14 protein-coding genes and 1 pseudogene are annotated in these 11,738 nt (G+C 32.6%); 9 read left to right on the top strand and 6 right to left on the bottom strand.

Annotated features, from left to right (window positions below; genetic code table 11):
- The 4 genes and pseudogenes from BED47_RS09360 to BED47_RS24510 form a co-directional block, all read left to right on the top strand.
- On the top strand, positions 1 to 786 hold a 786-nt coding region (locus BED47_RS09360), incomplete at its 5' end, for a hypothetical protein (RefSeq protein WP_069033468.1).
- A 352-nt stretch (positions 787 to 1,138) separates the two neighbouring features.
- Positions 1,139 to 1,390 (top strand): hypothetical protein, encoded by a 252-nt coding sequence (locus BED47_RS09355; protein WP_069033467.1) that lies wholly within the window; start codon positions 1,139 to 1,141, stop codon positions 1,388 to 1,390.
- Positions 1,391 to 1,522: 132 nt separating this feature from the next.
- A complete protein-coding gene (locus BED47_RS09350) occupies positions 1,523 to 1,813 on the top strand; it encodes a hypothetical protein (protein WP_069033476.1) in 291 nt (96 codons plus the stop codon).
- A gap of 792 nt (positions 1,814 to 2,605) precedes the next feature.
- Positions 2,606 to 3,073: pseudogene (locus tag BED47_RS24510) on the top strand (immunity protein Imm33 domain-containing protein); the annotation flags it as partial.
- Between the two features lie 237 nt (positions 3,074 to 3,310).
- On the opposite strand, the gene BED47_RS09340 reads toward BED47_RS24510, so the two are convergent.
- Positions 3,311 to 3,907, bottom strand: coding sequence for a DedA family protein (locus BED47_RS09340; protein WP_069033465.1), 597 nt, complete (start codon positions 3,905 to 3,907; stop codon positions 3,311 to 3,313).
- A 195-nt stretch (positions 3,908 to 4,102) separates the two neighbouring features.
- On the opposite strand from BED47_RS09340, the gene BED47_RS09335 reads away from it, so the two are divergent.
- The 3 genes from BED47_RS09335 to BED47_RS09325 all read left to right on the top strand — a co-directional run bounded on the left by BED47_RS09335 (position 4,103) and on the right by BED47_RS09325 (position 6,521).
- Entirely contained in the window at positions 4,103 to 4,789 is a 687-nt protein-coding gene (locus tag BED47_RS09335) for an alpha/beta hydrolase family protein (RefSeq protein ID WP_069033464.1), read from the top strand.
- Positions 4,790 to 4,802: 13 nt separating this feature from the next.
- Positions 4,803 to 4,997, top strand: coding sequence for a DNA-binding protein (locus tag BED47_RS09330; protein ID WP_069033463.1), 195 nt, complete (start codon positions 4,803 to 4,805; stop codon positions 4,995 to 4,997).
- 183 nt (positions 4,998 to 5,180) lie between these two features.
- A complete protein-coding gene (locus BED47_RS09325; RefSeq protein ID WP_069033462.1) occupies positions 5,181 to 6,521 on the top strand; it encodes a glycosyltransferase family 2 protein in 1,341 nt (446 codons plus the stop codon).
- A 68-nt stretch (positions 6,522 to 6,589) separates the two neighbouring features.
- Here the strand turns inward: BED47_RS09325 and BED47_RS09320 are convergent, their stop codons facing one another.
- Positions 6,590 to 6,874, bottom strand: coding sequence for a YiaA/YiaB family inner membrane protein (locus BED47_RS09320; protein ID WP_069033461.1), 285 nt, complete (start codon positions 6,872 to 6,874; stop codon positions 6,590 to 6,592).
- Between the two features lie 271 nt (positions 6,875 to 7,145).
- On the opposite strand from BED47_RS09320, the gene BED47_RS23685 reads away from it, so the two are divergent.
- On the top strand, positions 7,146 to 7,310 hold the full coding sequence (locus BED47_RS23685; protein ID WP_175403474.1) for a hypothetical protein: 165 nt from the start codon (positions 7,146 to 7,148) through the stop codon (positions 7,308 to 7,310).
- A gap of 67 nt (positions 7,311 to 7,377) precedes the next feature.
- Here the strand turns inward: BED47_RS23685 and BED47_RS09315 are convergent, their stop codons facing one another.
- The 3 genes from BED47_RS09315 to BED47_RS09305 all read right to left on the bottom strand — a co-directional run bounded on the left by BED47_RS09315 (position 7,378) and on the right by BED47_RS09305 (position 9,435).
- Entirely contained in the window at positions 7,378 to 7,776 is a 399-nt protein-coding gene (locus tag BED47_RS09315) for a thiol-disulfide oxidoreductase DCC family protein (protein WP_069033460.1), read from the bottom strand.
- A gap of 17 nt (positions 7,777 to 7,793) precedes the next feature.
- Positions 7,794 to 8,150 carry a globin domain-containing protein gene (locus tag BED47_RS09310; RefSeq protein ID WP_069033475.1) on the bottom strand — a complete coding sequence of 119 codons (357 nt, stop codon included), beginning with the start codon at positions 8,148 to 8,150 and terminating at the stop codon, positions 7,794 to 7,796.
- 931 nt (positions 8,151 to 9,081) lie between these two features.
- On the bottom strand, positions 9,082 to 9,435 hold the full coding sequence (locus BED47_RS09305; protein WP_353615534.1) for a VOC family protein: 354 nt from the start codon (positions 9,433 to 9,435) through the stop codon (positions 9,082 to 9,084).
- A 154-nt stretch (positions 9,436 to 9,589) separates the two neighbouring features.
- On the opposite strand from BED47_RS09305, the gene BED47_RS09300 reads away from it, so the two are divergent.
- Positions 9,590 to 10,828 (top strand): DNA polymerase IV, encoded by a 1,239-nt coding sequence (locus tag BED47_RS09300; RefSeq protein WP_069033459.1) that lies wholly within the window; start codon positions 9,590 to 9,592, stop codon positions 10,826 to 10,828.
- Positions 10,829 to 10,928: 100 nt separating this feature from the next.
- On the opposite strand, the gene BED47_RS09295 is transcribed toward BED47_RS09300, so the two are convergent.
- The gene (locus BED47_RS09295) at positions 10,929 to 11,609 is read right to left on the bottom strand and encodes an N-acetylmuramoyl-L-alanine amidase family protein (protein WP_069033458.1); all 681 of its coding nucleotides are present in this window, start codon (positions 11,607 to 11,609) and stop codon (positions 10,929 to 10,931) included.
- Positions 11,610 to 11,738: the final 129 nt, after the last annotated feature.

Below are 11,738 nucleotides of genomic sequence, written 5' to 3'. Positions count from 1 at the left end.
GGAGCGACAGGAGCAACTGGAACAGCTGGAGCGACAGGAGCAACTGGAACAGCCGGAGCGACAGGAGCAACTGGAACAGCTGGAGCGACAGGAGCAACTGGAACAGCTGGAGCGACAGGAGCAACTGGAACAGCCGGAGCGACAGGAGCGACAGGAGCAACTGGAACAGCTGGAGCGACAGGAGCAACTGGAACAGCCGGAGCGACAGGAGCGACAGGAGCAACTGGAACAGCTGGAGCGACAGGAGCAACTGGAACAGCTGGAGCGACAGGAGCAACAGGCCCAACCGGTCCAACTCCGATAACTTCCACAAAAATTTTTGTATTTGAAGGGACGGCTACGGGTTTTCAGCGTATAGTCGGTTCACCTGGTGCAACTTCTCAAACTATCCCTATTACTATTGGAGCAACAGGAACCATAGTCGGATTTACAGCATCTGTAAATATAAATAACTTACCAGTTGGGTCATACACTTTTCAAATATGTGTTAATGTGATTAATAATGCAGTGGCACCCGCAGTTGCAAATATAATATCTACAATTACGTTTACTAATACAGCCGTTATGTCCGGAACCTTTATTTTTTCCATTAGACCGACAGATGTAGGGCCACAGCCCGTACTTTTCTCCAATGCTACCCCTTATGCACCAGCACCTGCAACTGTAACATGGACCACTAATATTCCTGGTAACCCACTTGCAAGAAATGATGCGTTATCTTTATTCCTGATTGGTAACTTGACACAAAGTGCAGTTTATGGAGTAGCTGCTTCTACTGCTATTTAATTAGACTTTGAAAATGCATTCTATAAAAAGAACTTAAAAATAAAGCATTATACAAAGTATCCGTGTGTACTTTAAATGTCGAACATTTTAAAACAAAAAGAAGGATAGGAAATCAGAAGTAGTATCTGCTATTTCTATCCTTTTTTGTACTACAAATAACCTCATTTACTACATCAACATTTTCTTATGTTATGCAACTAACTCATGCTTTAGTTGAACAACATGATCGGCTTTGTAGCCGATTTTTTTATTAAGCTAAATGGCAGTTTAGTTGAATAAGGAATGGTATAATAAATTCAAAAAAGAAGTTTTTTAACAGCAATTATTGTTAAATTTAAGGGGATAAATGAAAGTGGATATTGGATTTTTTTTATTTTGCTTATTCTTTATTGTTTCTGGAATTACACTAATAATAATGGGTTTAAGATATACTAAAGAAAAACGTGAAAACGATAAGAATAGCAGATATGTAATTGCAGGTAACGGTTGGTTTGATGAATTTTTAAGAACGGTTCTTCCATTAATGCCAGTATGGGTTACAAAAATTGTATATATTATTTTGGGCTTATTTTTACTAATTTTAGGTATAGATATGTTATTTTAATGTTTCGTAAAATCCTTTAATAATATTTTTAATTTAATACAACTAACTCATGCAATAGTACAACAAGCAATCAGATTCAGTGTTTAATCAAAAAACAAGAAAAGGGATGAAATATTGAATAAGTCAAAATGGATACCATTGTCTAATATTAAGGATGATGAGGAAATATGGGCAGGAGCAAGAGTAAGATTATACGATGTTGGATTGAATTCAAGTGACAAAGAAAAAGATTACTATGAATTTATAATTTCTTACATTTACGATAATAATGACCATCTTCAATTAACCAATTTAACACCAGGCAAAGCAGGATATGTAACATTTGTTTTAGAAAAGGATTTACCGAACAACTTTGGATTAGGTAAAACATTAAAATATTTAATAGGCTTAGAAAATGCCTATATTAAATTTGAGTTTGAATAATTAAAAACTAAGGGATGCACCTACTTTAAGGTGTTTTCCTTAGTTTCATAATTTATCAACATTATCTTATATAACTAACGCATGCGTGTGCGGCCGAGCCTAGGTCGTATCATATAGCGGGTGGGATTCCCGTCGAGTAAGAACTAGCCATTCACTCGTAGCGAGTCTTGGAGGGCTAAAGGTAACTTTAGTCTTTAAGCGTAGACAGTTAGGTTGCGGGCCGAAAGCCAAATGGTTGAAGGGATTGAGCTTCGAAATGTTAGTAAAACGAGAGGGCTGATGCCTTACGCATAGCAGAAAGCAACATTTTACCTTTCATTAAAGGCAAGAAGGGTAAAACCTCTCCGGAGTCAGAGACCTTGGCACGTAATACATTGATATGATACGGCAACTCGGGAGACCCTACTGGTCTTTTCATTTAGAAGAAGAGTATGGTGTACAAACGATAACAAGTAAGGAAACCAAATGCCGATGTAGGGAGCCGGATAGCAGCGTAGTACCTATGAAGTTGGGTAATGCCAATGGAGGAAAGGCTGCTACCAAAGAATCACCCTTAATAGGGACACATTTACTACACACAGAGGTAGAATAAATGGAAACAAAACTATTAAGGATAGTAGAATTAGCAATATTTAAGATTGCTACATTCTATGAATGATAACTTGGAGGAGCCGTGTGCATTAATAGTGCAAGCGCGGTTCTGAGAGGGGTTGTACAACAATGGGAGCTGATCAATCGATCGGCTCCTTTATTATTTTTAGAGTTAAGTTGAATTAGAAATGATATAGTAATTGGGTCGAAATAACTCAGATGGATGATCAAAAATTTATTGGAAAACTAGATAACAAACCTTATTGAATACAAGATTTAAAAGCTGGCGATGAAGTTGCATTTGGAATTGAAAACATTTGTGATACAGAATATGATGACCCAAATTCCTCAAATTGGGATTACTATTTTGATACAAAGGTCATTGTTAGTGATGATGTACTTGAAAAAAGAGAGTTTAACTTTCTACTAAGGGATGTTTCGAAAGGCGAAGGTGACTCTGGTTGGTCAATATTAAGTGGTTTCGAAGATGATGAATTTCTTGGTGATTCCAAAAATTTTCAGGTTATATCTATTGGTGTAATCCTAAATATCGATGACTCCATTCTAGATTTTATTGAAGAACCTCCTTTATGTGCATACGAAAGAAACGAAGACGGCAACTTTATTAAAATAGAAGACTGCGATTGGGAAACATATTTAAATGAATAAGATCATCTCTTCTTATTCAAATACCATGAAAATAACTATCTACTAAAAAGTTGTTCCATTAACCATTTTCCTTATGCAACTAAACTGCCAGTAAATTACCGATAAAAATAAACAAAAAAAAAGACCTTTTCTAAGGTCCTTCGGTGTTTTTTGACTAACGTTTTAATCTATTACTGGACTTGTAAATCAAAGAAATGAGCAATCACAATGCCTCGTCTTTTTAATAGTTGCCTAACTCTAATTTGTAGTTAATCGTTTTCTATATAGGAAAAAGAATACAATCGCAATCAATAAGGCAGTTGGAAAAATGACTAAACTATACTTTGCAAAAATAGACGCAACTTTATCCCATTCTTCACCAAAAATTTTTCCTAATGTTATAAAAGTGAATCCCCAAAGGATTGCTCCAATAAATGCAAACGTTGCAAATTTTCTATACGAATATTTATTAATGGCAGCAAAATAAGCAGTTAAATGCCTGACTCCGGGTATAAAAAATCCTATTATAAGAATATATGGTCCAAATTTTGTAAATAAGCTTTTTGTCATTTCAATTTTTTTCTCTGTAATATGAACTTTTGGTCCATATTTATTAAGTAAAGGTAAACCAAATATGTATCCAAGTAAATAGCTTAATGAGATTCCACAAATGATTCCAATCATCGCACAAGCTATTGAAGGTAAATATAATAATCTACCTATAAATACATTATAACCTATGTATACTAAAAGAATTTCATCTGGTAGTGGTAATCCTATAATTCCTCCTATTAATGCTAAAATGATGCCTAAATAACCATAGTGACTAATTAGTAAGTTTAAATGGTGAACCATTGATATACACATCCTCGATTTTTTCCGCGTGAAGTAAATAGGCAAAAAATTAATTTTAAAGATAATATCATTGTATACAAACAAAAGTATTTTATAGCATTTTTTTAAATATGGCAATTCAAAATTCAAATAATTTTGTTATTATTAGAATGATTTAATATTACGATAGAAAATAATGAAATTTAGGTGCTAAAAATGATTAATTATTATGAAATAACCCCAAATATATTTAGTAGGAAAGAAACAATCATCATGTTTCATGGTTGGGGTTCAACGATTGAATCACAAATAAAACTTGGCAATGAGCTATCTGAATTAGGATTTAAAGTTGTTATTCCCGAAATTAAATACCATGATTCCAGACAAGCTCTAAATAACCATTTCGATCAAGAGATTTTACAAACATATTTTTGGAAATCGATATTTGAAACAATTGATGAAGAAGATGAAATGATATATCAGCTTAATTTACAAAAAGAAAATACGATTCTGTTAGGCAGTTCAATGGGTGGTTTCATTGCAAGTGGAATGTTTTTTTCAAACAATAGTTATGCCGGGCTAATTAATATTAATGGATCAAGTTCTTATATTTATTCTGAGCAGGATTTTCGTATAAAAGATAGAAGAGAACCATTAAATGATAGTGAATTGGAAAAGTTTGTGATATATGATCCAAAATATAAAAAAAGTACGATAAGAAAGCCTGTTTTATTTTTACATGGCGAACAGGATCTAGTTATTCCAATTGGTGGGCAACTCGATTTTTTAAAAACAAATCATCATTATTATATAGATTTTCTTAAGTATAAGGATGTAAATCATACAATCACAACTAGTATGAAAAACGACATATTGAATTGGCTTGATAAAAATTTTAAATAGGAGAGGATTTTATATGAGTGAAAATTCACTACCAAATGGATTAGCTAAACCTGCAATTAGAGCATTAACTTCAGAAGGTTACTTACAGTTGGAGCAATTCACACAATTAAGTGAAGCGGAAGTATTAAAATTACATGGAATGGGACCTAAGGCGATTATGACAATTAAAAATGCATTGGAAGAGAATGGATTATCTTTTAAAAAATAATATTGGCTAGCGATTAAGAACTGATCAAATTTCAGTTCTTTTTTTGTCTTTATTAAGTAAATGAAGGTGTTATAAAAAATCATTGATTAACTCATTTTTACCATAAGTTGTTAGGATATTAATATAAACTATAGTGATATAATGATTCTTATCGATTAATTTTCATAAAAAGGAGGAAGGCTATTGAAACCTAACTTGTCTCCTATACAAAAAAAAGGAAACCGTTATTATTTAACAGTAAATAAGAAATTTTGGTTTAGCCATTTTATTTCATTTTCTTGGTTACTTTTTTCAATTTATTTATCAATTCCTTGGGTAAAGGACTTATCTGACGTTGTTACTACGCCAGTAGCAATCATCATAATAGGAGGTATTGCCTATATACCGGGCTATATGAGCACTTTTTTAGTCATAAGTTTACTACTCGATAAACAACCGAATTTTAAAAATGAATTTCCAGATGATTCGGTAACTGTATTAGTGGCTGCTTATAATGAAGAAGGTGCTATTTTTAATACGTTAAAATATATTTCAGATCAAGACTATACTGGTGAAATAAACGTTATCGTTATTAATAATAATTCAACTGATGGTACAGATCGTGAAGTAATGAGGGCGAAAACAGAGTTAAATTCAAATATAACTTTATTACATCAACCAAAACCAGGTAAATTTCATGCACTTAATTTAGGTTTGGAGTATGTAAAAACAACATATGTCATTACATTAGATGCAGATACATTAATTCATCCTTCCGCAGTAAGATACTTAGTTTCAAGAATAAAAAGTAGCCCTACCGATGTTTGTGCTGTTGCTGGCTCAATGTTAGTTCGTAATAGTCGTGAAACATTTTGGACTAAGATCCAAGAATGGGACTACTTTTTAGGAATTGCTTCTATAAAAAGACTTCAGGGATTATATCAAGGAACACTAGTTGCACAAGGGGCGTTTAGTTTATATAAAACTGATTGTGTCAAGGAAGTCAATGGTTGGCCAGATGCAATTGGAGAAGATATCGTTCTAACATGGAGACTTTTACAAAAGCAATGGAAGGTATATTTCGAACCTTTAGCAGTAGCATTTACTGATGCACCTACTACCTTTGGTCATTTTGCTAAACAAAGATCAAGGTGGGCAAGAGGGATGGTTGAAGGACTAATTGAAATAAAACCGTGGCAACAACCACAAGTATATACAAAGTATTTAACTGGTATTAACCTCTTGATGGTTTACTTAGATCTTATTTACACTTTATGTTGGATTCCTGGATTGATTTTAGCGTTTTTTGGAATCAACATTATTGTTGGACCAATGACTTTATTAGTTCTCCCATTAACATTCATTAGCTATTCAATCCTTTATTTTTACCAGAAAAACTATGTTTTCCGTAATTTAAATTTAAGAATAAGAAATAATCGTATAGGATTTCTATTCTTCCTATTATGCTATCAAATGATTATGTCGCCAATTTCACTTTATGGCTATATTCAAGAATTCTTTAAATTAAAACGAGTTTGGGAATAAAAACTTTATCATCATAAAAAAAGGGGATCACTAAAGTAAAAATACTTTTTGTGATCCCCTTTATGTTTTTATAAATTTTTTGTTTCTTTCTTTATTGAGCTATCTAACTTCATCTTTAATTGAACTTCTTGATCCGCGATAATATCATCATCTTCGGCATTATCACGAACAACCTTTTGGGTTAAAATTGAGCCTACTGCTACTAATAGCATAACTGCAATATAATAACCTTTTTCGTTTAACTCCATATCTGCATTATAAAGTCCAATACAAAACAAAAATACTCCTGCAACTAATGTAAAGTAAGCTAAAACAGTAAATGCTGGTGTGTTTCTACGTCTGTGCTTCTGCAAATTTAATCACGCTCCGCATAAGATTTTACAAAATTATTTGACGTTAAAAAATGCTATTAAGAAGATATAAATGATTTCAAATTAATTCTTAACGTCTGTTATTATTATATAAAATTTGTTGTTAAATAGTAATAAAATTCTAATAAATTAGTAAATTGGAAAATATTACTGGAATTTTTTAGGAAAAAGCTAAATAAAAAATAGAGAAATACAAAAAGGTATCTAATCACAAATAGATAGGAAATATTTATTTGGAGAGGATGGTCAGATTTTGAGTAATAGAGGTGCTGGTATTGGTGGAATCGTGTTTGTAGGCTGTATGTTTCTAGGCGGAGGAATTGGAAGTTTATTACATGAACCACATTCTGGTTGGCTAATTGGAATGGGTGTTGGATTTTTAGGGCTCGCTTTAACAAGATTTCTAATAAAAAGTTAATTCGGGAACTAAAAAAGAACCACAAGGGAAATGATAACCTTGTGGCTCTTTCAATTGAAGAGGACTTTTATAAATAAAATCGATCCCTAATTTCTTTTGATGGAATCATACACGATTCGTTTTTTCCAAAAAATTTAAAACGATTTCTTGCGATCAGTCTATATAAATGGTCACGTATTGTTGTTGGGATTATGATAAAGGCATAGAAAAATTTTGGCCAACCTTCTAAATTTTTTGCAATAGAAAGGGCAGCTGAAGATTCAATTTTTATTTTTCCATTTTGTACAAGAATAATTGAATCAATTGAACAAAGTTCGGGGTGATCCTTCTTAAGCTTTTCGCCAAAAGTAGATTGTAATGCGGCAAAATGAAAATATCCTTTTTGGTCATGTTTAATAATAAATTGAACGGCTCCATTGCACAAAATACATTCACTATCAAATAAAATAATTGGCCTCTCACTCATAATATATCCCCTAAAGATTATTCTTGGTTCACCATATGGTAAGTAACATTTCTTAAATGTTGTAATAATGGCTCTTTAATTTCTTCATCTAGATCGACATCATCCATCGCTTTTCCCATGCAATCCAGCCAGTCATGCGCTAATTCAATTGTAATTGGAAAAGGCAAATGACGCGCGCGCATTCTTGGATGACCACGTTCCATACTATAATATTGTGGTCCACCTAAAAACTGTGTTAAAAATAGTTTTTGTTTACGTGCAGTCTCCTCCCAGTCACCTGGAAATATTGGTGAAAGTCTCTCATGCTTTGAAACATAAGAATAAAAAGTATCCACAAGCTCTTCTAATTTTTCTTTCCCTATATAATCATACATTGTTTGATTTTCGTTACTCAAAAGAAAATACCTCCATTAACTTCAAAAAATACAATTAAGATAGGTTTATTTTATCTCTTTTTGGACTTTATGAGAAGTAAATAGGAACGTTAGGGTAATATAATTTATTATTAAAAGATATTGTCCCACTTTTTATGGGAACCCTCGTTTTTTAAGAAAGAAGATGAAATATAGTAACTCATAGGAGGTTCATGAGTAAGTAAAAAAGGAAGAAGATGAAAATAACTTACCCATAGGAGGTTCATGAGTAAGTAAAGAAGCAAAAAGATGAAAATAACTTACTCATAGGATGTTCATGAGTAAGTAAAAAAGCAAAAAGATGAAATAACTTACTCATAGGAGGTTCATGAGTAAGTAAAAAAGCAAAAAGATGAAAATAACTTACTCATAGGAGGTTCATGAGTAAGTAAAAAAGCAAAAAGATGAAAATAACTTACCCATAGGATGTTCATGAGTAAGTAAAAAAGCAAAAAGATGAAAATAACTTACTCATAGGAGGTTCATGAGTAAGTAAAGAAGCAAAAAGATGAAAATAACTTACTCATAGGAGGTTCATAAGTAAGTAAAAAAGTAAAAAGATGAAATAACTTACTCATAAGAATTTATATGAACTAATCGGCTAAATTTCTATAAAGAGTCGTTCAGTCAGTCGTATTAACATCAAATCATAAACTTAGGTGAGATGCCTCCCTATACATACTTCAACTTCAGAGCTTTCCCAAAGTGCTAGTACATTTTATCGTGATTTAAGAGATAGCCCCTATCCTTTATAAGCATCAATTAAGTTGTTTAGATTGATTTTATTCTTAGTTTGGAGAATAGCTTTCATTACTCGTTCAGATTTTTCTAGATTAGAGTCATTTAATAGTTCAGGTAAAATGGTCGGAACAATTTGCCATGAGACACCAAATTAATCTTTTAACCAACCACATGCTTGAGCATTTTTATCTCCATCCTTTGATAATTTTTCCCAATAATAATCTATTTCTTCTTGGGAGTCACAATGAACGATGAATGAAATTGCTTCTGTAAATTTAAAGTGAGGTCCACCGTTTAACGCAACAAAATCTAACCCCTCTAAGCTAAATTGAATGGTCATAACCGCACCTTCTTCCATACTGTTTGGATCATGTCTTTCTTTTCCGTATCGTGTGATTCTTTCAATTTTTGAATTCTTAAATATAGAAGTGTAATAATTTACGGCTTCTTCGGCTTGTGTATCAAACCATAAATTCGTTGATATTTTTTGAATTTTACTTTGCATAGCTTTTCTCCTTTAATCCAAAAACGTTTATAATAATTAGATATTGGTTTTAGATATGATTCAAACTTTATCAGTTTTAACTATATTCAGGCATTAATACACGTTAATAGAATATATAAAAAAATGAAATTATACTAGCATAGGAGGTGAGTCAATGAATCAATGGGCACCAAAGAGCGGAAGAGTTATTTTACATGTCGATATGAATTCATTTTTTGCTTCAGTTGAAATAGCGAATGATCCATCATTAAAAGGTAAACCAGTAGTTGTGGCCGGTAATGAAAAAGAGCGGAGGGGAATAATCGTAACTGCAAGTTATGAAGCTCGAGCCTATGGAATCCGGGCAACAATGCCATTATGGGAAGCACGAAAAAAATGTCCTGAGATGATTGTGAAAACGCCAACTTTTGAAGCTTACCGAAAAGTCTCAAGGCAAATATTTGAAAAATTAGGTGCAATAAGTCCTAAAATTGAAGTAGCATCAATTGATGAAGGATATATTGATATAACTGATTGTGATGAAAAACTAGGTCATCCAATTAAAATAGCTGAAATGATCCAGTCAATGTTGTTAGAAGATCTTGATATGCCATGTAGTATCGGTATTGGTCCAAATAAATTTCTTGCGAAAACAGCTTCAGATATGAAAAAACCACTTGGAATTACTGTTCTTCGAAAGAGGGATGTTCCTACTATTTTATGGCCTAGAAAAGTAGGAGAGATGCATGGTGTTGGTAAGAAAACTGAAGAAAAATTAAATGAAATTGGCATTATTACAATAGAAGATTTGGCAAAAAGTGATGAAGAACAAGTACAAGAATTATTAGGTGTAAACGGTAAATCTTTAAGAAATAAGGCAAATGGAATAGATGAAAGAGAAGTCGATCCTAGTCGTATGCTTTCACATAAGACAATTGGCCAATCAACGACATTTTCATTTGATGTTTTTGAGGAACCAATGATTGCAGAAAAATTTGAAGCTCTATCGAAACGGGTTGCTGAACGATTAATTAAGAAGGGTTTAGTTGCTGACACTGTGACAATTACACTTCGATTTAGTGACCGAAAAACAATTAATCGAAGTAAAAAACTTACTACACCTGTACAACAAGCTAATGAAATCTTTAAAGAGGCATTTGACCTATGGAAAAGAAATTGGAACGGAGAACCATTACGTTTAATCGGAGTAACTGCCTCACAATTAAATCCAAAAGATGAAATATCAAAGCAATTGGACTTATTTTCTTTTGAAAAGGATGCCAAACAAGAACCTTTGTTTGAAACATTACATAAATTGCAAAATAAATATGGAGAACAAGTGATTAGTTTAGGGAGACAAAAAAAGAAAATTGACTCAAACAATATATTAGATATATTGAAATCTACAGAGTAAACAGCTGGTGCGGTTTCTTAATCGAAGAACCCTTTTTTATTCTCTACGAAAAAAAGACGGTCTATTAATTAGACAGTCTTCAAATAGTTAATAGAACCGTTTAAACTTTCTCGATAATAATTTTAGTTGCTGTTGGAAGATATTGTTCCACTGCATTCAGTACATTTTGATCATCCTGATATGCACCGACTTGTACTCCGTCTACGATTACTCTATGCATTTCAGCCTTAGCCTTAGCTGTTAAGTTAAATGCTTTTACTAATCCATTTACATGCCCTTGAGCTACTTTTTGACGCCAATTTGGGTCTTTTAGTTTTGCAGCATCACTTGCATTATCAATGAAACCATTTTCAGTCAAAATCGCTGGCATATTTGATTCACGTAATACATGAAAATTAGCTTTCTTTTTACCACGATCAGTTAGACCATTTACCTTTACGATCTCTGGATGTAAAACGTTTTGATACTGAGCTGAAGTAGACGTATCTGACAAACTATCATGTATATAATCCTCATAACCTGACGCTGATGTATTAAATGAATTGATATGAACAGATAAAAAGTAGCTAGCACCCCATGAGTTTGCATCATTAGTACGTTCAGTTAAAGAACGATCAGTATCGGTAGATCTGCTCATTCTAACCTCAACGTCATTGTAGTTATTCAATAAATCTCGTATTCTTAATGCGATATCCAAAGTTAAGTCTTTTTCCTTTAATCCATTACCTACTGCACCTGAATCAGAGCCACCATGACCTGGATCTAAATAAAGTTTCAACATTTTTTTATAATCCCCTCCTAAAGATAATGTATTCAAAGTAGCCTTTAGTTGAAATGGACAAGCATCTAAATGTATATAACCAAATTTAAGACATTTAATTGAATTAGGCATTCATTCTAATAGATTCTT

Source organism: Gottfriedia luciferensis, assembly GCF_001712755.1.
Taxonomy (GTDB): domain Bacteria; phylum Bacillota; class Bacilli; order Bacillales; family Bacillaceae_G; genus Gottfriedia; species Gottfriedia luciferensis_B.
This window is presented reverse-complemented; position numbering and strand designations above follow the sequence as displayed.